This is a genomic window from Parasphingorhabdus pacifica (genome assembly GCF_054779195.1).
In genome coordinates this window covers 519,108-543,936 of record NZ_BAAGYS010000002.1, presented here as the reverse complement: position 1 = coordinate 543,936, position 24,829 = coordinate 519,108, and the positions used below count along the sequence as shown (strand labels likewise).

The window sequence follows — 24,829 nt, the reverse complement described above, 5'->3', positions numbered from 1 at the left end:
GCCGGTTGAGGAGTCGCGTAAACGGTGGTCAGAGCAGGTTCGCTCGAAATTCGCTCCGATCGGTCACGCGCGCCCGGTGGATCTTGGAGTGGTCGGTTTCCAGACGGTGGCGTTGCGGCACCGCAGGGACCGCAGGGATCTCGGACGTGGTGACCGTGTCCCACGTCCGCAATCCCCCCTCCGGAGTGGTGGCAGTACCGGTAGTCGCAGTACCGGTAGTCGCAGGACCGGTAGTCGCAGGACCGGTTGCCGCAGGACCGGTTGCCGCAGACACGTTCGGTTCCGGCAGGGCACCGCGAGCTTCATGCGCACCCACTTCGCCCACCCCGGCGGGCGGCGGCGCGGGACACGCATCCCCATCGGGGTCGGCGTTCTCCGTGGGCCAGACCAGCGGTTCGGTTTCCGGCGCATCCACTTCGTGCCGACCATCCCGAGCGTGTGCCCCATGCCCGGACCGCTCGCCGATCAGCTTGCGATGCGCGGTAAGCCACACCTCGCACGGCCAGCGCTTGGCGCGCAGGGTTCCGGCGCAGGCCGGGCAGTGGCCATCGTCATCCGGATTGTGCTCTTCGAGCAGTGCCCGCAAACCTTCGGTGAGCCGGTGCAGCTCGTTGCGCGTAATCGGCAGCAACGTCTCCGGGCTGCCACGCTCGGCCAGCTCATCCCACCTGTCGAGTCGCGCCCGCACCGCGTCGCACAGAGTCATGTCCAGCACGTCGTCTCCCAACCTCGGTGGGGAGCGGAACAAGGGAGGTTGGCTCCCCGTCGGCTGATATCGGTCGACGGGCGCCACCGCTACACGGCAGGAACAGACCACTCACTCCTTCGAGTGGTTATCGATTCCGCTGCTCGAATCTGCGGGTGAGGCGGCGCGGGCCGTCGGAAAACGCTTGATGGTGCCCTACACTTGGCAGTGGCGGCCTGCTCCCGGTGACCCCCAGGCTGGTTGAGCGGGCCGCCCCTGCCGCACCGATCGGTCCCTGAAATCCTAACCGCGCGCCACATCCCGACTGAGCGCGCGCCGTCCTGATCAGCGCGCGGTGGCCGGATGGACGGGGCGCGCACATGCCGGAAGACGCCGGGGCCGGCATTTGCCCGCCAGCTCAGGCGCACCCCGGCCACGGGTCAACGAGACAACAGCTCCTCAACCGACTGGCTGTTCAAACCGTGCGCTTGCGCGACCGGCTCGTTCACCAGCGTCCCGCCGTGCGTGTTGAGCCCAGCAGCAAGCGCGGGATCCGCCCGACACGCTTCCTGCCAACCCTGCTCGGCGATCCGCAGCGCGTACGGCAACGTCACATTGGTCAACGCGTGCGTCGAAGTGTTCGGCACCGCACCCGGCATGTTCGCGACGCAGTAGAACATCGAATCGTGCACCTGATAGACCGGAGCGTCGTGCGTCGTCGGGCGAGAACCCGCAAAGCATCCGCCCTGGTCGATCGCGATGTCCACCAGTACGCTGCCCGGCTTCATACGGGCCACCATCTCGTCGGACACGAGCTTCGGCGCCTTTGCCCCCGGAATCAGTACCGCCCCGATCACCAGGTCCGCGGACAACACCGCTTCCTCCACCGAGTAGCGGTTCGACGTCACAGTGCGAATCTGGCCGCGGTAGTCACGGTCGATCTCCCGGAGCCGGTCCACATCGGTGTCCAGCAGCTCCACATCCGAACCCATGCCCAGAGCGATAACCGCCGCGTTGAGCCCGGCCACACCACCACCGATGACAGCCACCCGAGCCGGACGCACACCAGGCACACCACCAGGAAGAACACCCCTACCCCCGCTCGGGCGGAGCAACGCGTAAGCCCCCATCTGCGGTGCCAACCGACCGGCCACCTCGCTCATCGGTGCGAGCAGCGGCAACCCACCGCTTGCTGTCTGCACCGTCTCGTACGCGATGCCGGTGACCTCCGAGTGCAGCAGCGCATTGGTCAGCTCCGCCGAGGCGGCCAGATGCAGATATGTGAACAGTGTCTGGTCCCGGCGCAAGTGCCGGTACTCCTCAGCGATCGGCTCCTTCACCTTGAGTACGAGCTGCCCCTCCGCCCACACGTCCGCGGTGTCGGAAAGCACCTTCGCCCCGGCCGCCACATACTCATCATCCGAGATCGACGAGCCGACACCTGCCTGCGTTTCGACGAATACCTCGTGGCCACGCGACACGAACTCGTTCACCCCGGCAGGCGTGCACGCCACCCGGTACTCGTTGTTCTTGATCTCACGGGGAACTGCGACCTTCACGACGAATCCTTTCTCCGGTGCTGCGCACCACGATCCGCCGTAGACACCTCGTCCGCATCATGCTCACGGAATGAGATCACCCCACGGCACTTGTGGTCACGGCACAACCCGTGGCGGTCGGGGTGGGAGCAAGGGAACCTTCCTGCCACATCCGTGGAGCAAGGGAACCTTCCTGTCACCCGTGCCGCGCCCACTGCCCGGCCAGCAGCTGCACCAGCAACGCCGACCGCACGTCGGGGTCGTCGAGGTCGAGGTCGACCAGAGTGACCAACCGCTTCATGCGATACCGGAACGTGTTCGGATGCACCCTCAACTCGCGACTCGCCGCGCGCGGGTCGCCGGGATGCCGCAGCCAGGCGTGCAGCGTATCGAGGTAGTTCGTCCCCTGCGCGTGATCGTGTTCGGCCAACTGTCTGATGGGCCCCAGCGCGCCGACCCCGGCATCCGTAGCCGTATCGGCCATCCGCGTGAGCACCAGCCGGTGCCACAGCTCGTCGTGCACCGCCACCCGCTCCTCGACCAGACCGGCCCGCAACAGGCCGAGCAGCTCCTCCGCCTCATCCCGGGAACGGGACAACTCGCCGACACCGACGGCCGTGCCGACAGCCACCAACGGCCGGGGAACAACGTCGTGCGTGGCCAGCGCCGCCCGCAACGCCGACCAGCCGCCCGAACGCGCATGCTCGGGCACCAACGCGAACAACACACCCCCGACCTCGGTGACCGGAGGCTGCCGCCCAACACCCTTGGTGATCCACTCCCACATGGCGAGTCGATGGCCCTCGGCAGGTTCCTCCGAAGCGGCGGCATCAATGGCCACCACCCGATGTTGCTCGTTGGACACGGCCAGTTCCTTCGCAGCGGCCCGCCACCCATCCGCACCATCGAGTACTCGGTGCACCAGCTCGGCCGAACGCTGGCGAGCAGCGTCGGCCACCGCCCGCCACCGAAGGAGCTGCAGCGCGACCAAGGGCGCGGTATCGGCGAACGCGGTAGCCCGCTGCTCGGACACCTCTCCGGGCACCACCGCCCACAACGAACCGAGCAGTTCACCACCCATCCGGATCGGCACCACCAGTCTGGGCAGCGTGCCGTCCTGCTGGGCAGGCACGAAAACCGCCGAACTGCCCCGAACCAGCTCGCGGAAAGTGCCGCGCTCCCGGAACTTGGCGAGCACGTCGTCCGGCTGCCTGCGCCCCATGATCGTCGACACCCGTGCCGGGTCGGTGAGGTCCTGCCGCGCCGAATACGCGAGCACCTGCGACCGCGCGTCCTCGATCGTCACCGGCGCGTCGACCACATCGGCGGCGGCATCGGCCAGCCGGAACAGATCGCTCAACCCGGGATGTGCGGGACTGCGTTGTTCGGAACCATCCGAGCCTGTGCCCGTCAGCGCCGCTCTGATCAACCACACCAACTGGGCCCAAGCCGTTCCCGAACGCACCTCGACGAGAGTGATTCCCGTCTCCACTGCTGCTGTGACCACCGTCTCGTCGGTGGCCAACGGTGGTTTGAGCAACACCGCAGCGGCATGATCCGCACCGCAACCGCGCGCCAAATCGACGGCTTCCTGCGCATTGGTCACCGCGACCCCGAGAACGAGGTCTCCCTGCGCGACCTTGGGTATATGACCAGGTTCTGTGATGACGACGTCCCCGACGCAACCGGTCTCCTCGGGAGCGACCACCACCCGCAGTAGTGTGGGCCCCACCCGGTCGGCCAGTGCGTGGACATCGAGCATCGTCGTTCTCCCAGATGCGAAGCCGCCGAGAACGTGCACCGTGGGATTGACACCGCGGCTGTCGCGTTTATCGTTGCTGAACACACGAACAATCGCATACCGGCCGCAGAACCCGGGCGGGAGAGACCCTGACCAGTCAGGGCGCCGAAGGAGCAAGACTCCCCGCAAACTCTCAGGCACCCATGACCGCTCGGGCGAGGCAACTCTGGAAAGCGCGCTTCCTCGTCGGGAGCCGCACCCACGGTGCAAGTCGCGACGAGGCGGCGAAGCTCTCAGGTACCGCAACAGAGGGGGAGGCCCACCCATCCCGGGCACACCTGTGTCCTCGACAGCAATGGAGCCTCCCGCATGTCCCTGCCGACGCATCTCCAGTACACCGAAGAGCACGAGTGGCTGGAACAGCGCGACGACGTCGTCCGCATCGGCGTGACCCCGTACGCCGCAGAGGCCCTCGGAGACATCGTCTACGTCCAGCTGCCCGAGGTCGGCGAGAAGATCGAGTCCGGTCAGACCTGTGGTGAGCTGGAATCCACGAAGTCCGTCAGCGACCTGTACGCGCCGGTGAGCGGAGAGGTCACCGCCATCAACGAATCCGTTGTGGACGATCCGTCGGTGGTCAACTCCGACGCGTTCGGCGACGGTTGGTTGCTGGAAGTGCGATCCACCGAAACCGGTGATGTTCTCAGCGCCGAGCAGTACGCAGAATTGACCGGGACGAAGTAACCCCCGGTCCCACAGGAGGACTGATCAATGGCGATCAGCGTCTTCGACCTTTTCTCGGTGGGCATAGGCCCATCGAGCTCCCACACCGTCGGACCGATGCGCGCGGCCGGAATGTTCGTCGACCGGCTGCGCGCCGACGGGACATCGGAACGCGTCGCGCGGGTCAAAGCCGAACTCTTCGGTTCACTCGGCGCCACCGGACACGGTCACGGTAGTGCGAAAGCAGTGTTGCTGGGGCTGGAAGGGCACGCGCCGGAATCCGTGGACCCGGCCGCGGTCGGCGGGCGCGTCGACGAGATCCGCTCGACCGGCAGGCTCCGCCTGGCAGGTGAGCAGGAGATCCGCTTCTCGGTCGATCGGGATCTGGTGATGCACCGCCGAAAGTCCCTGCCGGTACACCCCAACGGCATGCGATTCACCGCGACCGGCCGGGACGGGGCGGAGATCGTCTCCAGCGATTTCTACTCGGTCGGTGGTGGTTTCGTTGTGGACGATGAAGCCGCGGGCACCGATCGGATCAAACCGGACGAGACCCCCGTGCGGTTCCCGTTCCACACCGGCGAGCAGCTGCTGCTGCGGGCGACCGAGTCCGGAACGCCGATCAGCCAGGTGATGCTCGCCAACGAGTTGTCCTGGCGCGGTGCCGACGAGGTTCGCGCGGGACTGCTGCACATCTGGCGCGTGATGGGGGAGTGCGTCGAGAACGGGTGCGGCAACTCCGGTGAACTGCCCGGTGGTCTCCACGTCGCCCGCCGCGCCACCGCACTGCGCGAGTGCCTGACAGACCAGGATGATCCGATGGAATGGGTCACGCTATTCGCGCTGGCCGTCAACGAGGAGAACGCGGCCGGTGGCCGGGTGGTCACCGCGCCGACCAACGGCGCGGCGGGGATCGTCCCTGCGGTCCTGCACTACTACCGGCGATTCGTGCCGGGCGCGGATGACGACGGTGTCGTCCGGTTCCTCCTGGCCGCAGGTGCGGTCGGAGTCCTGTTCAAGGAGAACGCTTCCATCTCCGGCGCCGAGGTCGGTTGTCAGGGCGAAGTCGGCTCGGCCTGCTCGATGGCCGCGGCGGGCCTGACCGAAGTGTTGGGTGGCACCCCGAGCCAGGTGGAGAACGCCGCCGAGATCGCCATGGAACACCACCTCGGCCTCACCTGCGACCCGATCGGCGGACTGGTGCAGATCCCGTGCATCGAACGGAATGCGGTCGCCTCGGTCCAGGCGATCACCGCCGCGCGGATGGCGTTGCGCGGTAACGGAACCCATTTCGTCTCGCTCGACAAGGTCATCAAGACCATGCGCGAAACCGGCCGGGATATGAAGGTCAAGTACAAGGAGACGGCTCGCGGCGGCCTGGCGGTGAACGTCATCGAGTGCTGACATTCGGCCGGTGACCTGCGTTCATGCGCTTCGATGCGGCGCTCCGCCGTTTCCGGGCGCGATCATGCCGCGATGCGCCGCCCACCGCGCTCTGGTTCGAGTAGGGTGCTGCCCGGCCGATGACAGGCGGAACGAGAGACGGTTCGTGCCTAGCGGGAGGGCGCAGTGGCCAGGCAGAAGGACAGGATGCTCGCCGGTGAGCTCTACATCGCCGATGACCCGGAGCTGGCTTCCGAGCTTCAGCACGCGGCCGAACTGAGCGAGAAGTTCAACACCTGCCCGGCGGGCGATCCGCAGGCTCGGCGGGCAGCCTTGGCCGACCTGGTCGGTGAACTGGGAGAGGGCGCGGAGGTGCGGCCGCCCCTGCGCGTCGACTACGGCTACCGGATCAGTCTCGGACCGGGGACGTTCGTCAACTTCGGCGCCGTGCTGCTCGACGTCGCGGAGATCAGCGTAGGTGCTGATGTGCAGATCGGCCCCAACGTCCAGCTACTCACCCCCACGCATCCGATCGACCCCGAACAGCGGCGTGCCAAGTGGGAGGCGGCGCGGCCGATCACGATCGGGGACAACGTCTGGCTCAGCGGCGGAGTCATCGTCTGCCCAGGGGTGAGCATCGGGGAGAACACCGTCGTCGGTGCTGGTGCGGTTGTCACCCGCGACTTGCCCGCGAACGTCGTCGCCGTCGGCAATCCCGCGCGCATCGTCCGCGACGTCCACGACCAGACGGACTCCTGAAGTACTCCCCGGCGACTCCGGGATGATCCGTCCGCAGTGTCCGGGAGCTGCGGGTGCGGCCCACAGGACGAGTCCCATCGATTCGCGCCGCTCGCGCTGACCCAGCCCACCACGGGGGTGGGAGCAAGGGAACTTTTCTTTCACATGTGACAGGAAGGTTCTCTTGCTGATTTAGGTTGCGCGCAATTGAATTGCGCGATACCTTTGGCCTTGTGAGTGAGTCGACCGGTGGTGAATCCGAGTACCTGTCCCTCGACAGGCAACTGTGCTTCGCGCTGTACAGCGCTTCACGCGCCTTCACGAACCTGTACCGCCCGCTGCTCGACGAGCTAGGGCTGACCTACCCGCAGTACCTCGTGATGCTCGTGCTCTGGGAGCGCGAAGCGGTGTCGGTCAAGCAGCTGGGCAGCTTGCTGCGACTGGATTCCGGCACGCTCTCGCCACTGCTCAAGCGCCTTCAAACCGGCGAGCTGATCACTCGTCGCCGCAACGCGGAGGACGAGCGCTCCGTGGAGGTTGCCCTCACCGATTCCGGACGAGAGCTCCGCGAACGTGCTCGCGAAATCCCGAGGCGCATGCTCGCCGCCACCGGTCTGACCAGTGTGGAAGAGGTGGACGAACTGCGCACCGCGCTGGAACGGATCACCGCCAATCTGGACACGGCCACCGAACGGGCCCGGACGGAGATCGAGGCCGGTCGAGGCATCCCGGACGACCTGTCCGGTTGAACCGTCCAAGCGATCGAAACCCCTCGAACGAAGAAAGAGGCACAATGGCACCGCTGTACACGGCCGAAGCCACCGCCGCAGGAGCCGGCCGGGACGGGCGAACCCGTTCCTCCGACGGCGTCCTCGACCTCGACCTCGCGGTCCCGAAGGAAATGGGCGGACCGGGCGGAGACAGCACCAATCCGGAACAGCTGTTCGCGGCGGGATACGCCGCGTGCTTCCACAGTGCCCTGCAACTCGTGGCGCGCAAAGCCAAAACCGACATCACCGACTCCGAAGTGACCGCCCGGGTCAGCATCGGCAGCAACGGTGACGGCGGCTTTCAACTCGACGTCGGCATGAACGTGCACCTGCCAGGCGTCGAAGCTGACCAAGCCCGTCAACTGATCGAGGAAGCCGACCGGGTATGCCCCTACTCGAACGCGGTGCGCGGCAACATCGACATCGAACTCGGCGTGTCCTGAGCCGCGCCGAACACATTCGACGACCGAACGACATCAGCGCCCGAACAAGCCGAATCACCAATCGGTTCGGCGAACAACCCTGCGGGAGGAGCTTTCGATGACATCCGTGCTGTTCGTAGTGACCGGAGCCAGCGAGTGGACGCTGGCCGACGGCACCAAACACCCCACCGGCTTCTGGGCGGAGGAACTCGTCGCCCCGCACCAGGTTTTCACCGAAGCGGGCTTCGACGTGACCTTCGCGACCCCCGATGGCGTGGCCCCGACCGTCGACCGCAACAGTCTGTCGGTGGAAATGAACGGCGGTGACGAGCAGAAGGTCACCGAGCTGCGCGACTACCTCGCCGCCATCGATGACCGGCTGTCGGCTCCGGAATCGCTGGCAGGAATCGATCCTGACCGGTTCGACGTGCTGTTCGTCCCCGGCGGGCACGGCCCGATGGAGGACCTGGCCGTGTCCGAGGACATGCGGCGGATCCTCATTCGGATGCACGACACCGGCAAAACGCTCTCGGCCGTGTGCCACGCGCCGGCCGCGTTGCTGGCGGCGCGGCGTGACGACGGCTCGTGGGTCTTCGACGGATACGACCTCACCGGATTCACCAACGAGGAAGAAACCCAGGCGGGTCTCGCCGAATACGCCGCATGGCTCCTGGAGGACCGGCTCACCGAGGCAGGTGCCGCCTTCCGCTCAGGTGCGGCATGGGCTCCGTACCTCGTTTCCGATCGGACCCTGCACACCGGCCAGAACCCGGCCTCGTCCGGCAAGTTGGCCGAACACGTGGTGTCCGTCGCGCGCTGAGCATCCGGCTCACCACAGCACGACGAGGAGACCTGCACACCCGACCACCACGCTCAACGCGGCCAGCGCCAGCGGCGCCGAGCCGTCGGGGAGTGTGGTGTCGGCGTGCAGGCTCCGCGTCGTGCGGTGATGGCGGCGCCAGGTCAGAACAGCGAGCAGTCCGGTCAGCGGCAGCAGCAGTGCGATCAGTGCCGCTGCCGCGAGCAGACTCCGCTCGGCGACGAACCGAGTCAGCGCCAGACCGCCGACCGCAAAAGCCAGCGCGGTGCGCAGCCACGCCAGTGCCGTGCGCTCGGGCTGCAGTCCCGAGTCCCACGGTGTCTCCGCTCCGGGACTCATCGCCACGCGGCGATCAGCAAGAAGCAGCCGACCGCACCCGCCACCGCCAAGCCGTAGCCCAGGACGGGAACCAGCCGAGGCGAGGGGAGTGCCTGACCGGTGCGCAGCGCGCGCTCCGTCACGAACCACCGCCGGACGGCAGTGGCGCTGACCAGAATCCCGGCCAGGAGCAGCGCAAAAGCCAGGGCGGTGCCCCAAGGCTGGGGTGCTGATCCGCTGACGAGAGCGAACGCGTCGACGGCGACACCGGCGGCCATCAACGCCAGCGCGGTACGGATCCAGGCGAGAAAGGTGCGCTCGTTGGCGAGGCTGAACCGCGGGTCCGGTTCGCTACCGACGCCGTACAGCCGACGAGGGCTCCGACGGTAGGGCAGCTCACCTTCATGCGGATCCATGCCCTCACCATAATCGCCCGTCGCAGTCGGCTGTGACCCGCGAGCGCTCCTCGCACGCCTGATCGGACCGATGGGCGGCAGGGGCCGCTCAGAAGTCGAAGACCTGCTCGGTCTGCGCCTTCGCCGTGCAGATGTTCGAGTAGGTCTTCTCGAAGTGCAGCGGCTCACCCTGCCAGTTGCCGTGCGCGGTGAGCGTCACCGGCTGGTAGTCGAGAGTGCACATGGTGTGCTCGTGCCGCAGACCGTTGGGGTCACCGCCCGCGGCCTCGAGGCTCCCGCAGGCGTTGGTGGCGTGCGGGTGCGTGCCACCGGTGGGTTCGCAGGCCAGCGTCGCCGTCCGAAGTGGATTTCCTCGTCCGTTGTCGTGAACGGCCAGTGAGACGAAGCTGGCCGGGGGGCCTGCGGGCTCGGCGTTGACCGCCACGGGAACCAGCGCCGCCCCCAGCATCGTCGTCGCGGCCAGGGCGATGCGGGCGAAAGTCCGGGTTGCAGCCATAACGTTGCTCCTCGGTGAGTGGGATTTCGGGGAAGGTCCCGTACTCTCTATCGGGAACAAGCCGTCCGCATCCGCAGCTTGGCTGCGAGATCACCCGATCGAGATTCACCTTTCCGGTTCGGGCCACGCGGAGTCGCCCCCGGAACGAGCATTATCCGGCGGGGCGCCGTCCCAGGCGCGAACCGTCCCCCACTCCGACGCCGCCGGTTGGCCGCCACCTCACACGTGGTCGCGGATCACGTCGTTGACGGCCCGCTGGAACCCGTTGACCAGCACCTGGATCGTCAACGGCCGGAGCTGATCGGTCACCTCCCGGACACGTTCGCGCTCCTCCTCCGGTCGACCGCGCTCCACGTACGGGCGCAGCACGTTGGCGGCGAAGAGCTCCCGCAATTCCACGGCGATCTGCGAGGTGTGCTGCTCCACGAGCGACTTCGCCTGTACGAGCATTTCCAACGGCAGGTCCAGGTCGAGGATCTGCAGGCCGACATCGAGCATCGCGGTGCTGGGCAGGCGGACCCGCTCCGGATCATCGTCCGGACGGTCCAGAATTCCGATCTTGATGAGCCGATCGACCAGGTCGTCGTCGAGCAGCCTGCCCGCGCGCTGGTTGAGCTCGTTGCGGTCGAGGACCTCGGGCTGATCGGTCGTCCAGGGCGCGAGCAACGCGCGATGCAGAGCGAGGTCGTCCGGAGTCGCGTCCTCGGGGATGCGCTCCAGATGGCGTTCGATCGCGGAGAGCGTGAAACCGAGGGTTTGCAGCTCGCGGATCAGGTCCAGCCTGGCGAGATGGTCGCCGCCGTAGAGACCGAGCCTGCCCCGCAGCCGGGGTGGCGGTAGCAGGCCGCGCGAGGCGTAAAAGCGAACGGTGCGCACGGTGACGCCTGCGCGCGCGGCCAACTCGTCGATCGTGAGTTCTTCGTCCGCTGTTCGGAGCATGCGCCGCACGATACTCCTTGACCTCTGTGACACCAACAATGTAACACTAATAGCGTCGCAGTTTTTTGTGGTGCGCGACACAGGGCCATCGGAGAGGTTGAGGTCGTGACGGAAACAGGAAAACGCGGCCCATTGGCCGGAGTCAGGGTTGTGGAACTGGCCGGACTGGGCCCCGCCCCCTTCTGCGCGATGCTGCTCGCCGACCTCGGCGCCGATGTCGTTCGAGTGCAGCGTCCCCAAACCGAAGTCGGCAAGCACGACATCCTCGAGCGCGGAAAGCGCCTGCTGCCGGTGGACCTCAAACACGAGCAGGGGCCGGACACCGTGCTCGCACTGGCAGCACAAGCCGACGTGCTCCTCGAAGGATTCCGACCAGGAGTCACCGAACGGCTGGGCATCGGCCCGGAACAGTGCTGGGAGGTCAACCCGGGACTCGTCTACGGACGCATGACCGGCTGGGGCCAGGACGGTCCGCTCGCCTCGGCCGCGGGCCACGACATCGACTACATCGCGCTCACCGGCATGCTGCACGCCATCGGACGCAAGGACGGCCCGCCCCAAGTGCCCGCCAACCTGGTGGGTGACTTCGGCGGCGGCGCCATGTATCTGGCGGTGGGCGTCCTCGCCGCACTGCTCGAATCCAAGACGAGCGGGCGCGGACAGGTCGTGGACGCAGCCATCGTCGACGGTGCCGCCCACCTCGGTTCGATGCTGTTCGGCATGCTCTCCGCAGGCGGGTGGAAGCCCGAGCGAGGAACGAACCTGCTGGACACCGGCGCGCCCTTCTACGACGTCTACGAAACCTCCGATGGCGAGCACATGGCCGTCGGTGCACTCGAACCGAAGTTTTACGAAGAACTGGTCGACAAACTCGGCCTGACCGGCCTGCCCGATCGCGACGACCCGTCGAACTGGCCCGAACTGCGCGAACGATTCACCGAGGCGTTCGCGTCGCGGACCCGCCAGGAATGGGCCGAGCTGTTCGACGGATCCGATGCGTGCGTCGCCCCCATCCTCGCGATGGACGAAGCCGCCGAGCACCCGCACGTGGCCGCCCGGGGAACGTTCCTGCGGGACGACGAGCTACTGCAGCCCGCCCCGGCCCCGCGCTTCTCCCGCACTCCCAGCTCATCACCGAAACCAGCCAGTCCACCCGACACCTCGGTGCTGGGTGACTGGCAGGTCACCGGGGCCACCGACCTGCTGGCCTCCGGTGCGATCCACCCCGCCGGAAAGGAAGCGTGACCATGCGCAGGGAACTGTTCGACGACGACCACGAGGCGTTCCGCGAAACCGCCCGTGCCTTCATCGAAAAGGAACTGGTCCCGCACCAGGCCGAATGGGAAGAAGCGGGTGTGGTCAGCCGCGAGGCCTGGCTCGCCGCGGGCAGGCAGGGCCTGCTCGGGACGGCGGCGGACGAAGCCCACGGCGGTGGTGGAGTCGACGACTTCCGCTTCAACGTCGTCTTCGACGAGGAACTCGTCAAGGCGGGCGTGTCCGGATTCGGCGCTCCCGTACACAACGACATCAACCTGCCGTACCTCGCCAACCTGGCCACCGAAGAGCAGAAGAAGCGCTGGCTGCCGGGCTTCTGCACGGGCGAGACCATCACGGCGATCGCCATGACCGAACCGGGCGCGGGCAGCGATCTGCAGGGTATCCGCACCACTGCCGTGCGTGAGGGTGACGAGTACGTCATCAACGGGCAGAAGACCTTCATCAGCAACGGGGTTCTCGCCGACCTCGTCATCGTCGTCGCCCGCACCGACCCGGACGCCGGCCATCAGGGAATCAGCCTGCTGGTCGTCGAACGCGGCACACCGGGCTTCGAACGCGGCCGCAACCTCGACAAGATCGGCCAAAAGTCGCAGGACACCGCCGAGCTCTACTTCAACGACGTTCGCGTTCCCGCGACGAACCTGCTGGGCGAGGAAGGCCAGGGCTTCATCTACCTGATGGAGAACCTGCCGCAGGAGCGACTGTCCATCGCCGTCGCGTCCGCCGCCGCCGCGGAGAAGGTCCTGGAACAGACCAAGCAGTACTGCCACGAACGGCAAGCGTTCGGCCGTCCGATCGGTAAGTTCCAGAACACTCGCTTCGAACTCGCGGAAATGGCCACCGAGGTCCAGATCGGCAGGGTGTTCGTCGACCGCTGCGTGTCCGATCACCTCAAGGGCGAACTGAGCATCGAGAACGCCGCCATGGCCAAGTGGTGGCTGACCGAGATGAACAAGCGGGTCGTGGACCGTTGCCTGCAGCTGCACGGCGGCTACGGCTACATGATGGAGTACCCGATCGCCAAGGCATTCCTGGACTCCCGGGTGCAGACGATCTACGGCGGCACCACCGAGATCATGAAGGAGATCGTCGGCAAGTCGATGGGTTTCTGAGGTGTCACCAGTCTGGCTGGTCGGAATCGTCTCCCGACCACCGGGCGGTGAACCTTTCGGCGGGGCCGGTGTCCGGTACCGGCCCCGCCGCGTTTCGCGGTCGTTCTCGCGGAGTCCCGGCCTTTCGTTCCCCCCGGGTGACAGAATGGTCGGCGCAGCGAGCGCCGATTGCCGAAGGGGATGCCGTATCGGCGAGTCGTCGGCATGACACCACCGCCGGGCGGGAGGGTTGTCGAGTGGACTGGATCATCCCCCCCGACGACGAACGCATGCTCCCCGACGTGCTGCCCTCCCTGCTGACCGCGATGAACGTCCCAGGCTTCGCCGGCACGATCGAATTCCCGGAGTGCCGCAACGCCGCGGTGCTGCTGGTCGACGGTCTCGGCTGGTCACTGCTGCGCGAGCACGCAGCCGACGCGCCGGTCATGGCCGCACTCGCCGCCGAAATCCCCGCCAAAGCCGGGTTTCCGACCACCACCGCCACCAGCATCACATCCCTGGGGACCGGCAGGCGCTCCGGTGAACACGGCATCGTCGGTTACACCTTCGCCGAACCCTCCGGAGGCCTGATCCACGCGCTGTCGTGGTCCACGCACGCCGCGGATCGGCGACTCAGCCTGCTGGACCGGTGGCCACCCGAACAGGCCCAGTCAACACCCACGGCCCTCGAAGAGGCGACCGGTGCCGGAGTCGACGTACACACCGTCGTGCCCGCCGAGTTCGAGGGAACCGGGCTTACCAGAGCCGCGTTGCGCGGTGGACGGCTCCACGGCACGCGGGCGATGGGCGACCTCGCGGCCGAGATGCTGGCCGCGCTCAACGCTCGCGGACCGGCTCTGTGCTACGGCTACCACGGTCACCTCGACCTGTTGGGACACGTGCACGGCCCGGGGACCGAACCGTGGCGGCTGCAACTGCGCCAGATCGACCACCTGGTCGGCATGCTCGTCGAACAACTACCTGCCGACACGCTGCTGGTGGTGACCTCCGATCATGGCATGGTCCGCGTCGACCCGGCCGAAGCGCTCGATTTCGATACCGAGCCTGCCTTGCGGGATGGCGTGCGACTGCTGGGTGGCGAGCCCCGAGCCCGCCACCTCTACACCGAACCAGGTGCGCGGACCGATGTGCAGCAGGCGTGGCAGGAGCTGGTGGGCGACCGAGGACTGGTGATCCTGGGAGAGGACGCCATCGAGGCCGGCTGGTTCGGGCCGGTCGTCGACAATTGGGTGCGGCCCCGCATCGGCGATGTCATCGCTGTCATGCGGAAAACCGGCGTCAACCGTTCAGCGGTCGAACCGGGTGCGTCGGCGCTGCTCGGCCAACACGGTTCACTCACCGCGGATGAGCAGTTCATCCCGTTGCTGGCCTCGGCGGGGTGAACCCGCCGTAGTGGGTGAGTCCTCCGCGCGGCCGCGGGACCGCCCGGAAGGTGACGCAGGGCACTATTCTGGCGGGGAAGGTAGTGGTGCCGACGCTGCGGAGTCGTGTGCTGCCGCGACGTGAAAGAGCGTTGCCACCCTCTTGTATCTATGTTGTGGACATCCTAGGGTCTTGCGCACGAAACATTGGTTTCACGTGACGGAATCCTCGTCGGTGAGGAGGGCTGAAGATGCAGTCAACCGGTACGTCGCCATCCGGCGAGGACCGACGAACACCACTCGACGAGCTGGTGGCCGGTTTCCGGCAAGGTCTCCCGGACCGCGCGCTGATCACCGATCCGCAGCGGCTCCGAACCTACGAATGCGACGGTCTCGCCAGCTACCGCGTGGTCCCGGCCGTCGTGGTTCTGCCCGAAACCACCGAGCAGGTCCAGCAGATCGTCCGTGGCTGCGCGCGCCACCGGATCCCGTTCGTCGCCAGAGGATCCGGCACCGGGCTCTCCGGCGGCGCCCTGCCCGACGCCGAAGGCGTCCTGATCGTGACCTCGAAGATGCGCCGAATCCTCGAAATCGACATCGCCAACGAGCGAGCCGTCGTCGAACCCGGCGTCATCAACCTCGACGTCACCAAAGCCGCCGCACCGCACGGCTACTACTTCGCGCCGGACCCGTCGAGCCAACAGGTGTGTTCCGTCGGCGGCAACGTCGCCGAGAACTCCGGCGGAGCCCACTGCCTCAAGTACGGGTTCACCGCCAACCACATCCTCGCCCTCGAAGTCGTCACCCCCGACGGCGAGATCGTCCAACTCGGCGGCCTGCCGGAAAGCCCGGGTTATGATCTGCTCGGAGCGTTCATCGGCAGTGAAGGGACTCTCGGAGTCACCACCGCGATCACCGTTCGCCTGCTCCGCGCCCCCGAAGCCGTCCAAACCCTGCTCGCCGGATTCCCCTCCACGGACGAAGCCGGCGCCGCCGTCTCCGCGATCATCGCCGCCGGAGTCACGCCCGCGGCCATCGAAATGATGGACGCCTTGTCCATCGAAGCAGCCGAACAAGCGGTCCAATGTGGATACCCCTCCGGGGCCGGTGCCGTGCTCGTCGTCGAACTCGACGGGCCCTCGACCGAAGTCGAACACACCTTCAGCGAAGTGCGGCGTCACTGCGACGAAAACGGAGCGTTCGAAATCCGCGTCGCCGCCGACGACACCGAACGCGCCGTGATCTGGAAAGGACGCAAATCAGCCTTCGCGGCGGTCGGCCGGATCAGCCCCGACTACATCGTCCAGGACGGCGTGATCCCCCGAACCGCATTGCCCGAAGTGCTCGGCCGCATTGCGCAGCTGTCAGCCGACTCCGGCGTCCGAGTGGCCAACGTTTTCCACGCCGGAGACGGAAACCTGCACCCGCTGGTGCTCTTCGACGACGACGAAGACGGAGCGGCCGAACGGGCCGAAGCGGTCTCCGGAGCGATTCTCGACCTGTGCATCGAGCACGGCGGGTCCATCACCGGAGAACACGGTGTCGGAGCCGACAAGGTCAAATACATGGGCCGCATGTTCACCGAAGAAGACCTCGACACCATGCAACGAATCCGGTGCGCCTTCGACCCGGCCGGTATTTGCAACCCCGGCAAGGTGTTCCCCACACCACGACTGTGCGGCGAGGTCCCCGGGCCCCGACGCGGCGTCCATCCACTGACCGAAGCGGGATTGGCGGACCAGTTCTGATGACCACGCGAACGAGCGGCTCCGCACCCGAAACCCTCCTCGCGGCCGCGGGCCCCGACCGGGTTCGGGACGCGACACCAGCCGACGCCATCGGAGAAACACACCCTCGGTGGGTCGTCTCGACCGACAACACCGAGCAGACCTCGGCGGCCGTGCGCGCGGCCGCCGAACACGACCTCACCATCGTGCCCACCGGCTCCGGCACCAAGCTCGGCTGGGGCGGCACACCCCGGTCGGCCGACGTGCTGCTCGACCTGTCCCACGCCGACGGCATCATCGAACACGCAGCCGGCGACCTCGTCGTGCACGCCAGAGCAGGAACGACCATCGCCGAGATCCAACGAGTCGTCGGCTCCGCCGGACAACAACTGGCGATCGACCCGATGCTGCGATCCGCGACCGTCGGGGGAGTCGTGGCCACCGCCACCGCAGGACCCACCCGGCACCTCTACGGCAGCGTGCGCGACCTGCTCATCGGCATCACCGTCGTCCGCGCCGACGGCACCACCACCACCTCAGGCGGAAAAGTCGTCAAGAACGTCGCCGGATACGACCTCGGCAAGCTCTACACCGGCTCCTACGGAACCCTCGGCGTGATCACCGAAGCGATCTTCCGGCTGCACCCGCTCGCCGCCGAACAACGCTGGATCACCCGCCCCGGATGCACACCGGACCAAGCCGCCCAAGCGGTCGACACCATCCGACACTCCCAAGCCATGCCCACCGCCATCGAGATCGACCAACCACGACCCGACAGCCCCATCACGGTCTGCGCCCAACTCGAAGGGCGCCCCCGAACCACCCGGGAACGAGCACAGGACCTCGCCGACGCCCTCGACGGCCAACCCGAAGTGCTCACCACCCCACCCGACTGGTGGAGCAGCTACCCGTTCGACCCGACAGACGGAATCGGCCTACGCATCGGCACCACCCCCGCCGGGCTGGCAGAGCTGGCCACCACGATCCGGGACACCGCCGAACAACACCGGCTGCCCCTCGCCGTACGCGGCGCGGCAGGACTGTGCGTCCTGCACGCCGGACTCCCCGGCAGCACAGATCCCGAAGCCGCCGCCGAACTCATCACCGAACTCCGCGAGAAGTCCGGCTACGTCGCGATGCTCACCGGGCCACCACGACTGCGGGAACTCATCGACCCGTGGGGGCCGACCCCAGCCGGGACGCTCGAACTCATGCGCCGGACCAAGGACCAATTCGACCCCGACCACCGACTCGCCCCGGGCCGGCTCACGGGAGGAATCTGATGACCGAGAACCCGACCGGCACGAGCGGCGCATTCGACGCCTTCCACCCGCCCCAACAGAAACTCATCAACGACTGCGTCCACTGCGGATTCTGCCTGCCCGCCTGCCCCACCTACGACTTGTGGGGCGAAGAGATGGACTCACCACGCGGCCGCATCTACCTCATGAAGGAAGGCCTCGAAGGCGAACCCATGACCGACAACATGGTCGGCCACATGGACGCCTGCCTCGGCTGCATGGCCTGCGTCAGCGCCTGCCCTTCCGGCGTGCAGTACGGCACCCTGATCAACGAGACCCGAGCACAGATCGAACGCAGGCACACCCGAGGACGTTGGGAGCGTTTCGTCCGAGGCGCCATCTTCACCCTCTTCCCGTATCCGCGCAGACTCCGGGCAATGCGCGGACCGCTCGCGCTCTATCAGCGCAGCCGGCTCGGCAAGCTCCTCCAGCGCTCCGGCCTGCTGTCCAAACTCCCGCAGAACCTCCAGGTGATGGAATCCCTCGCGCCGTCCATCACCCGTGCACCCAAGCTCGGACACCGCGTCCCCGCCCAAGGGCGCAGGCGAGCCGTCGTCGGCATGGTCACCGGATGCGTGCAGAGCGCGTTCTTCCCCGACGTCAACGCCGCCACCGCACGAGTCCTCGCGGCCGAAGGCTGTGACGTGATCATTCCGCCCGGGCAAGGATGCTGCGGTGCACTGAGCGAACACTCCGGCCGGGAAACCGAAGCCGTCAAGTTCGCCCGCGCACTGCTCGACAGCTTCGAAGAAGCCGATGTCGACCACATCGTCATCAACTCGGCGGGCTGCGGATCCACCCTCAAGGAATATCCGCGGTTGCTGCGGGACGATCCCGAGTACGCCGAACGCGCCCAACGATTCTCCGAACGAGTCCGCGACATATCCGAAATCCTCGTGGAACTCGAGCCCGTCGCCGAACGACATCCCCTTCCGGTCGAAATCGCCTACCACGACGCCTGCCACCTCAGCCACGGTCAGGGAATTCGCTCCCAGCCGAGGGAATTGCTGCGAGCCATCCCGGAACTTCGCATCCGCGAGATCAACCGCGGCGACCTGTGTTGTGGATCCGCCGGTGTGTACAACCTCCTGCAGCCCGAACCGGCCAAGGAACTCGGGGACCGCAAGGCCGAGAACGTACTCGACACCGGAGCATCGCTGCTGGTGACCGCCAACCCGGGATGCTCCATGCAAATCCGTACCGCGCTGGAACGCCGCGACGAACAGATCGCCATGGCGCACACGGTGCAAGTGCTCGACGCATCGATCCGAGGTGCCCCCGTCACCTCGCTACTCAAAACCTGACCTCCCCGGGTGATACCGGCCTGCGGCGGCTCGGAAAGGACCAGCCGACCGCCGCAGGCAGGCCAATGCTGCCCCGAAAACCGAACCCGGCCGGATAATCGCGATTTTTCCACCAAAACCACTGGTCAACAGCAATAGCGGATCGTGTTGCCGAACGCACGTATTGACGCCGATGTGACCGGCGTTGTGTTCTGCCACACCACACGAGTTGGAACCCCCGCCACAAGGGAGTGGTTGTGTACCAACAGATTCTCGATCCGCTATTCGGTTCGCTGGGTTGGAGTTCGCTGGCGGCATCCCTACCGCTGCTGGTGCTGTTCGCTCTTCTGGGACTTGTCCGCATGACCGCGTGGAAAGCCTCACTGATCGCACTCGGTGTCGCGCTCGGCGTCGCCGTGTTCGTATACCCGATGCCCGCCGACCAAGCATTGCTCTCGGCCACCCTCGGTGCGGCGTTCGGCTTCTTCCCGATCCTTTGGATCGTCATCAACGCCATCTGGATCTACAACATGACCGTCGTGACCGGTCATTTCGACGTGTTGCAACGCTCGTTCGCGCGAGTCAGCAGCGACCGGCGCATCCAAGCCGTGATCATCGCGTTCTGCTTCGGTGCACTACTCGAAGCACTCGCCGGTTTCGGCACCCCCGTCGCCATCACCACGGTCATGCTGCTCGCGCTCGGTTTCAGCCCCATCACCGCGGCCGTCGTGGCGCTCGTCGCCAACACCGCGCCGGTCGCTTACGGTGCCCTGGCGTCGCCCCTCGTCACACTCGGCAGCGTCACCGGGCTTCCCGTCGACGAACTCGGTGCCATGACCGGGCGGCAAACTCCGCTGCTCGCGGTCATCGTCCCCATGGTGCTCGTCGGCATCATCGACGGGAAGCGCGGAGTGCGGCAAACGCTGCCGGCAACCCTGGTCTGCGGCGTTACCTTCGCCGTGTCCCAATTCGTCGCTTCCAACTACATTTCGGTGCCGTTGACCGACATCATCGCCGCACTCCTCGCAGCCGGTGCGACGGTGCTGCTGCTGCGCGTATGGACTCCGCAAACCAACGCGGCCGACCGGACGGACACCGAACCCGTAACGGCAGGGACGGGACCCGTCGAAGCGGAGGGGGACCACCCACGGGCCACCGACACCGCAACCCACCAGCACACAACCACTGCCCCCGACAGTGGCGCTTCCGGGCGCACCCCGGAAGCGGGGGAGCGCAACACCCCGCACGACAACCGGCGTGAAACCCTGCGCGCCTACGCTCCCTACCTCGTCATCATCGCCGTGTTCGTCTTCGCCCAGCTCGGCCCGATCGCCGACATCCTCGACAGCGTCACCCTCAAGTTCGACTGGCCGGGACTCGACATCCGCGACTCCTCCGGCCAACAGCTCTCGATGACCGAATTCAAGTTCAACTGGCTCTCCACCGCGGGCTCGCTTCTGCTGATCGCCGGACTCCTGTCCATCCCCACGATCGGCATCCGCCCCAAGGACGCGCTGGCCCGCTACGGCGGCACCTACGTGCAGCTGAAACTGCCGATCGTCACGGTCATGTCGGTGCTCGCCATCGCGTACGTGATGAACGCGTCCGGACAAACCGCCACGCTGGGCAACTGGATGGCGGCCATCGGAGGCCTGTTCGCGCTGATCTCACCCATCCTCGGCTGGCTGGGGGTCGCGGTCACCGGATCCGACACCTCGTCGAACTCACTGTTCGGTGCCCTGCAGGTCTCCGCGGCGAACAAGGCCGGTCTCGACAGCGTTCTCACTGCGGCCGCGAACGGGTCCGGGGGAGTCCTCGGCAAGATGATCTCGCCGCAGAACCTCGCCATCGCGGCCGGAGCCGTGGGCATGGCCGGTCGGGAGGGCGACATCTTCCGTCGAGTCCTGCCCTGGAGCCTCGGATTCCTCGCGCTCATGTGCGCGCTCGTCTACCTCCAATCCACCCCCGTCCTGGCCTGGACAACCGTCTGATTCGGGGCGAGCAAGGGAACCTTTCTGCCACATGTGGAAGAAAGGTTCCCTTGCTCGCACTCCCAGCGGCACAAGCGCCTTGACTGTGACAGTGTTGGTGTCACACTCTGAGTGGAGTACCTGCCGCAACGAGGAGGCACGCCGCCCATGTCCGAGGCGTACGTCTACGACGCGATCCGCACCCCACGCGGTCGTGGCAAGAAAACCGGATCACTGCACGGGACCAAACCCATCAGCCTCGTCACAGGGCTGATCGACGCTCTCCGCGAACGAAATCCGGACCTGGACACCGCAACCATCGACGACCTCGTGCTCGGCGTCGTCTCACCGGTCGGTGACCAAGGCGGAGACATCGCGAAGACCGCCGCTCTCGCCGCCGGCCTACCGGACACGGTCAGCGGGGTGCAGCTCAACCGCTTCTGCGCCTCCGGACTCGAAGCCGTCAACACCGCAGCGCAAAAGGTACGTGCCGGGTGGGAGGACGTCATCCTCGCCGGTGGCGTCGAGTCCATGTCCCGCGTGTCGCTCGGTTCCGACGGTGGCGCCTGGGCGATGGACCCCGAGACGAACTTCGACACCAGCTTCGTACCCCAGGGCATCGGCGCCGACCTGATCGCCACCCTCGAAGGGTTCGACCGAGACACCGTCGACGCCTACGCCGTCGAATCCCAGACCCGCGCAGCCAAGGCCTGGGCGGACAACCGCTTCGGCAAGTCGATCGTCCCGGTGACCGACACCAACGGCCTCACCGTTCTCGACCACGACGAACACGTCCGCGCAGGCACCACCGCCGACTCCCTGAGCGCACTGCAGCCATCGTTCGCCGCCATGGGAGAGATGGGCGGATTCGACGCGGTCGCCCAGCAGAAGTACCACTGGGTCGAAAAGATCAACCACGTCCACCACGCCGGCAACTCCTCCGGCATCGTCGACGGGGCGGCCCTGACCCTGATCGGCAACGAGACGATCCGCGAAACGACCGGTCTGCAGCCACGCGCCCGCATCGTGTCCGCGGCACTCAGCGGCGCCGACCCCACCATCATGCTGACCGGCCCCGGCCCTGCAGTGAACAAAGCACTCGCCAAGGCCGATATGACCATCGACCAGATCGACCTGGTCGAAATCAACGAGGCGTTCGCGGCCGTCCCTCTGAAGCTCATGAAGGACTTCGGCATCCCGCACGAGAAGGTCAACGTCAACGGCGGTGCCATCGCCATGGGACACCCGCTCGGCGCCACAGGGGCGATGATCCTCGGCACTCTGATCGACGAGCTCGAGCACCGCCAGCAGCGGTACGGCATCGCCACGCTGTGCATCGGTGGCGGCATGGGCATCGCGACCATCGTCGAACGACTCAGCTGACCGACGCTTCGTGCGGCCCGCCCCACCGGCACCGGCCGCCCGTGGCAGCAAGGGAACCTTCCTTCCACATGTGGGAGAAAAGTTCCCTTGCTGTCAGCGAGCAGACGCGTCGAATCACCGCAGAACCGCGGCACTCCACACACTCCGAAGGACAAGACCCATGAGCGAGCAGAGCACCATTCGATGGGCTGATCGCGACGCCGACGGCATCGTCGTGCTCACCCTGGACGACCCGCAGCAGCAGGCCAACACAATGAACGAGCGCTACGTGCGCTCCATGGAAGAAACCCTGCAGCGCCTCGAAGCCGAACGCGACAACATCACCGGTGTCGTCCTCACCTCGGCCAAGAAGACGTTCTTCGCAGGTGGCGACCTCCACGATCTCATCAAGGCCCGGCCGGAAACGGCCGCGCGAACCAGCGAAACCACCGCCATCGTCAAGCGCCAGCTGCGCAAACTCGAAACGCTCGGAATCCCGGTCGTGGCCGCCCTGAACGGGACCGCGCTCGGCGGCGGCCTCGAGATCGCACTGGCCTGCCACCACCGGATCGCGCTGAACTCCTCCAGTGCGCGTTTCGGCCTGCCCGAGGTCACCCTCGGGCTGCTGCCGGGCGGAGGCGGTGTCGTCCGCACCGTACGACTGCTCGGAATCGCCGACGCACTCATGAACGTTCTCACGCAAGGGCAACGCCTGCGGGCCGAAGCCGCCAAGGAAACCGGGCTGCTCGACGAACTGGTCGACGACCCGGATTCACTCATCACGAACGCGAAGGAATGGATCAAGGCAAATCCGGACGCCACTCAGCCGTGGGACCGGAAGGGCTACAAGATCCCCGGCGGCGCACCGGACAACCCGAAGTTCGCCGCGAACCTCCCCGCGTTCCCGGCGAACGTCCGCAAGCAGCTCAAGGGCGCCCCGATGCCGGCGCCCCGCAACATCCTCTGCGCGGCAGTCGAAGGTGCGCAGGTCGACATCGAAACCGCCTTGGACATCGAAGGCCGCTACTTCGTGGAGCTGGCGTCCGGGCAGACGGCCAAGAACATGAGCAAGGCGTTCTTCTTCGACCTCCAGCACATCAGCTCCGGAGGTAGCCGCCCGGACGGCATCGCCGAATGGAAGGCAAGCAAGGTCGCCGTGCTCGGTGGCGGCATGATGGGCGCGGGTATCGCCCACGTTTGCGCCAAGGCAGGCATGGACGTCGTGATCAAGGACGTTTCCCTTGAGGCGGCCGAGAAGGGCAAGGACTACACGGCCAAGATTCTCGACAAGGCCATCGCCAGGGGACGGTCGACGGAAGCCAAACGTGACGCGCTGCTCGAACGCATCACGCCCACCGACAAGGCAGATCAGCTCGCCGGGTGCGATCTGGTGATCGAGGCCGTCTTCGAAGACACCAAGATCAAGCATCAGGTCTACGCGGAAGCGGAAGCGGCCGTAGCCTCGGACGCCCTACTCAGCTCGAACACGTCCACCCTGCCGATCACCGGTCTGGCCGAAGGCGTGAGCCGGCCGGACAATTTCATCGGCCTGCACTTCTTCTCGCCCGTCGAGAAGATGCCGCTTGTGGAGATCATCACCGGCGAGAAGACCAGCGACGAAGCTTTGGCCAAGGCGTTCGACGTCGTACAACAGATCAACAAGACCCCGATCGTGGTCAACGACAGCCGAGGCTTCTTCACCAGCCGGGTCATCGGCACCTTCGTCAACGAAGGCGTGGGAATGCTCGCGGAAGGGGTGCACGCTGCCTCCATCGAGCAGGCCTCCGCCCAAGCCGGGTTCCCGGCGCCGGTCCTGCAGCTGTTCGACGAGCTGACCCTGACGCTCCCGCGCAAGATCCGCGAAGAGACGAAGAACGCGCTCGAAGCCAACGGCGGCACGTGGACACCGCACCCGGCCGACGCGATCCTCGACCGCATGATCGACGAGTTCGATCGCAAGGGACGGTCCAGCGGTGCCGGCTTTTATGAGTACGTCGACGGGGCGCGAACCAACCTGTGGCCCGGCTTGGCGGAACACTTCGGGGCGGGCACTGTGAACCCGAGCGAAGTCGACCTCACCGACCTCAAGGAACGGTTGCTGTTCGTTCAGGCACTCGAAACGGTCCGGTGCTTCGACGAGGGCGTCCTCACTTCGGTGCCCGACGCCAACATCGGTTCCATCTTCGGTATTGGCTTCCCGGCCTGGACCGGTGGTGTCATCCAGTACATCAACGGTTACGAGGGTGGAATCAAGGGCTTCGTGGCGAGGGCAACGGAGCTCGCCGAACGTTACGGACAGCGGTTCGACCCGCCGGCTTCTCTGGTGCGCAAGGCCGAAAGCGGCGAGGTGTTCGAACTCGGTGAAACCGACCGGGACGTGGTGACGGCCACCTCGGCAGCCTGACCGCCCGGACGTGGCAGGAAGGGCACTTTCCTGTCACCGAAA

22 protein-coding genes and 1 riboswitch are annotated in these 24,829 nt (G+C 66.6%); of the genes, 15 read left to right on the top strand and 7 right to left on the bottom strand.

From position 1 onward, the window contains the following. Positions 1-28: 28 nt before the first annotated feature. The 3 genes from ACYVAN_RS02505 to ACYVAN_RS02495 form a co-directional block, all read right to left on the bottom strand. Complete coding sequence (locus tag ACYVAN_RS02505) at positions 29-715, bottom strand: hypothetical protein (protein ID WP_460955131.1); 687 nt, start codon at positions 713-715, stop codon at positions 29-31. A gap of 410 nt (positions 716-1,125) precedes the next feature. Further along, positions 1,126-2,244 (bottom strand): alanine dehydrogenase, encoded by a 1,119-nt coding sequence (gene ald / locus ACYVAN_RS02500; protein WP_460955129.1) that lies wholly within the window; start codon positions 2,242-2,244, stop codon positions 1,126-1,128. A 175-nt stretch (positions 2,245-2,419) separates the two neighbouring features. Further along, positions 2,420-3,985 carry a PucR family transcriptional regulator gene (locus tag ACYVAN_RS02495; protein ID WP_460955127.1) on the bottom strand — a complete coding sequence of 522 codons (1,566 nt, stop codon included), beginning with the start codon at positions 3,983-3,985 and terminating at the stop codon, positions 2,420-2,422. A gap of 107 nt (positions 3,986-4,092) precedes the next feature. Further along, positions 4,093-4,184, top strand: a riboswitch (glycine riboswitch). Between the two features lie 149 nt (positions 4,185-4,333). Here ACYVAN_RS02495 and gcvH point away from each other — a divergent pair. From gcvH to ACYVAN_RS02465, 6 genes are all read left to right on the top strand, one after another. Beyond that, positions 4,334-4,708 (top strand): glycine cleavage system protein GcvH, encoded by a 375-nt coding sequence (gene gcvH, locus ACYVAN_RS02490; protein ID WP_460955125.1) that lies wholly within the window; start codon positions 4,334-4,336, stop codon positions 4,706-4,708. A 27-nt stretch (positions 4,709-4,735) separates the two neighbouring features. Next, positions 4,736-6,091, top strand: coding sequence for an L-serine ammonia-lyase (locus ACYVAN_RS02485; protein ID WP_460955123.1), 1,356 nt, complete (start codon positions 4,736-4,738; stop codon positions 6,089-6,091). Between the two features lie 165 nt (positions 6,092-6,256). Next, positions 6,257-6,829: a sugar O-acetyltransferase gene (locus ACYVAN_RS02480; protein WP_460955121.1), complete on the top strand. Its 573-nt coding sequence runs from the start codon at positions 6,257-6,259 to the stop codon at positions 6,827-6,829. A 212-nt stretch (positions 6,830-7,041) separates the two neighbouring features. After that, a complete protein-coding gene (locus ACYVAN_RS02475; RefSeq protein WP_460955119.1) occupies positions 7,042-7,557 on the top strand; it encodes a MarR family winged helix-turn-helix transcriptional regulator in 516 nt (171 codons plus the stop codon). A gap of 44 nt (positions 7,558-7,601) precedes the next feature. Further along, positions 7,602-8,021: an organic hydroperoxide resistance protein gene (locus tag ACYVAN_RS02470; protein WP_460955117.1), complete on the top strand. Its 420-nt coding sequence runs from the start codon at positions 7,602-7,604 to the stop codon at positions 8,019-8,021. A gap of 97 nt (positions 8,022-8,118) precedes the next feature. Next, entirely contained in the window at positions 8,119-8,820 is a 702-nt protein-coding gene (locus tag ACYVAN_RS02465; RefSeq protein ID WP_460955115.1) for a type 1 glutamine amidotransferase domain-containing protein, read from the top strand. Between the two features lie 9 nt (positions 8,821-8,829). On the opposite strand, the gene ACYVAN_RS02460 is transcribed toward ACYVAN_RS02465, so the two are convergent. From ACYVAN_RS02460 to ACYVAN_RS02445, 4 genes are all read right to left on the bottom strand, one after another. Further along, the gene (locus tag ACYVAN_RS02460) at positions 8,830-9,159 is read right to left on the bottom strand and encodes a YidH family protein (RefSeq protein WP_460955273.1); all 330 of its coding nucleotides are present in this window, start codon (positions 9,157-9,159) and stop codon (positions 8,830-8,832) included. Then, positions 9,156-9,554 (bottom strand): YidH family protein, encoded by a 399-nt coding sequence (locus ACYVAN_RS02455; RefSeq protein WP_460955113.1) that lies wholly within the window; start codon positions 9,552-9,554, stop codon positions 9,156-9,158. Before ACYVAN_RS02455 ends, ACYVAN_RS02460 begins: the two co-directional genes overlap by 4 nt. A gap of 88 nt (positions 9,555-9,642) precedes the next feature. Further along, on the bottom strand, positions 9,643-10,050 hold the full coding sequence (locus tag ACYVAN_RS02450; protein ID WP_460955111.1) for an SSI family serine proteinase inhibitor: 408 nt from the start codon (positions 10,048-10,050) through the stop codon (positions 9,643-9,645). Between the two features lie 219 nt (positions 10,051-10,269). Further along, positions 10,270-10,989, bottom strand: a complete 720-nt coding sequence (locus tag ACYVAN_RS02445; protein ID WP_460955109.1) for a MerR family transcriptional regulator — start codon at positions 10,987-10,989, stop codon at positions 10,270-10,272. Positions 10,990-11,094: 105 nt separating this feature from the next. Between ACYVAN_RS02445 and ACYVAN_RS02440 the strand changes: the two genes are divergently transcribed. The 9 genes from ACYVAN_RS02440 (at position 11,095) to ACYVAN_RS02400 (ending at position 24,787) form a co-directional block, all read left to right on the top strand. Continuing rightward, positions 11,095-12,234: a CaiB/BaiF CoA transferase family protein gene (locus ACYVAN_RS02440; protein ID WP_460955107.1), complete on the top strand. Its 1,140-nt coding sequence runs from the start codon at positions 11,095-11,097 to the stop codon at positions 12,232-12,234. Positions 12,235-12,236: 2 nt separating this feature from the next. Further along, positions 12,237-13,379: an acyl-CoA dehydrogenase family protein gene (locus tag ACYVAN_RS02435; protein ID WP_460955105.1), complete on the top strand. Its 1,143-nt coding sequence runs from the start codon at positions 12,237-12,239 to the stop codon at positions 13,377-13,379. A gap of 236 nt (positions 13,380-13,615) precedes the next feature. Then, positions 13,616-14,761, top strand: a complete 1,146-nt coding sequence (locus ACYVAN_RS02430; protein ID WP_460955103.1) for an alkaline phosphatase family protein — start codon at positions 13,616-13,618, stop codon at positions 14,759-14,761. A 230-nt stretch (positions 14,762-14,991) separates the two neighbouring features. Then, complete coding sequence (locus ACYVAN_RS02425) at positions 14,992-16,488, top strand: FAD-linked oxidase C-terminal domain-containing protein (RefSeq protein ID WP_460955100.1); 1,497 nt, start codon at positions 14,992-14,994, stop codon at positions 16,486-16,488. Next, the gene (locus ACYVAN_RS02420) at positions 16,488-17,750 is read left to right on the top strand and encodes an FAD-binding oxidoreductase (protein ID WP_460955098.1); all 1,263 of its coding nucleotides are present in this window, start codon (positions 16,488-16,490) and stop codon (positions 17,748-17,750) included. The genes ACYVAN_RS02425 and ACYVAN_RS02420 overlap by 1 nt, the downstream gene beginning before the upstream one ends. After that, complete coding sequence (locus tag ACYVAN_RS02415; RefSeq protein ID WP_460955096.1) at positions 17,750-19,072, top strand: (Fe-S)-binding protein; 1,323 nt, start codon at positions 17,750-17,752, stop codon at positions 19,070-19,072. The genes ACYVAN_RS02420 and ACYVAN_RS02415 overlap by 1 nt, the downstream gene beginning before the upstream one ends. Positions 19,073-19,308: 236 nt before the next feature. Continuing rightward, positions 19,309-21,042 (top strand): L-lactate permease, encoded by a 1,734-nt coding sequence (locus ACYVAN_RS02410; RefSeq protein WP_460955094.1) that lies wholly within the window; start codon positions 19,309-19,311, stop codon positions 21,040-21,042. A 147-nt stretch (positions 21,043-21,189) separates the two neighbouring features. After that, positions 21,190-22,404, top strand: a complete 1,215-nt coding sequence (locus tag ACYVAN_RS02405; protein ID WP_460955092.1) for an acetyl-CoA C-acetyltransferase — start codon at positions 21,190-21,192, stop codon at positions 22,402-22,404. A 160-nt stretch (positions 22,405-22,564) separates the two neighbouring features. After that, entirely contained in the window at positions 22,565-24,787 is a 2,223-nt protein-coding gene (locus ACYVAN_RS02400; RefSeq protein WP_460955090.1) for a 3-hydroxyacyl-CoA dehydrogenase NAD-binding domain-containing protein, read from the top strand. The last annotated feature ends 42 nt before the right edge of the window (positions 24,788-24,829 follow it).

Coding starts and splice junctions, on each gene's coding strand:
- ACYVAN_RS02495 (WP_460955127.1), bottom strand. CDS start 3,985: ATGCTCGATGTCCACGCACTGGCCGACCGGGTGGGGCCCACACTACTG.
- gcvH (WP_460955125.1), top strand. CDS start 4,334: ATGTCCCTGCCGACGCATCTCCAGTACACCGAAGAGCACGAGTGGCTG.
- ACYVAN_RS02485 (WP_460955123.1), top strand. CDS start 4,736: ATGGCGATCAGCGTCTTCGACCTTTTCTCGGTGGGCATAGGCCCATCG.
- ACYVAN_RS02470 (WP_460955117.1), top strand. CDS start 7,602: ATGGCACCGCTGTACACGGCCGAAGCCACCGCCGCAGGAGCCGGCCGG.
- ACYVAN_RS02465 (WP_460955115.1), top strand. CDS start 8,119: ATGACATCCGTGCTGTTCGTAGTGACCGGAGCCAGCGAGTGGACGCTG.
- ACYVAN_RS02460 (WP_460955273.1), bottom strand. CDS start 9,159: ATGAGTCCCGGAGCGGAGACACCGTGGGACTCGGGACTGCAGCCCGAG.
- ACYVAN_RS02455 (WP_460955113.1), bottom strand. CDS start 9,554: ATGGATCCGCATGAAGGTGAGCTGCCCTACCGTCGGAGCCCTCGTCGG.
- ACYVAN_RS02450 (WP_460955111.1), bottom strand. CDS start 10,050: ATGGCTGCAACCCGGACTTTCGCCCGCATCGCCCTGGCCGCGACGACG.
- ACYVAN_RS02445 (WP_460955109.1), bottom strand. CDS start 10,989: ATGCTCCGAACAGCGGACGAAGAACTCACGATCGACGAGTTGGCCGCG.
- ACYVAN_RS02435 (WP_460955105.1), top strand. CDS start 12,237: ATGCGCAGGGAACTGTTCGACGACGACCACGAGGCGTTCCGCGAAACC.
- ACYVAN_RS02425 (WP_460955100.1), top strand. CDS start 14,992: ATGCAGTCAACCGGTACGTCGCCATCCGGCGAGGACCGACGAACACCA.
- ACYVAN_RS02420 (WP_460955098.1), top strand. CDS start 16,488: ATGACCACGCGAACGAGCGGCTCCGCACCCGAAACCCTCCTCGCGGCC.
- ACYVAN_RS02415 (WP_460955096.1), top strand. CDS start 17,750: ATGACCGAGAACCCGACCGGCACGAGCGGCGCATTCGACGCCTTCCAC.
- ACYVAN_RS02405 (WP_460955092.1), top strand. CDS start 21,190: ATGTCCGAGGCGTACGTCTACGACGCGATCCGCACCCCACGCGGTCGT.
- ACYVAN_RS02400 (WP_460955090.1), top strand. CDS start 22,565: ATGAGCGAGCAGAGCACCATTCGATGGGCTGATCGCGACGCCGACGGC.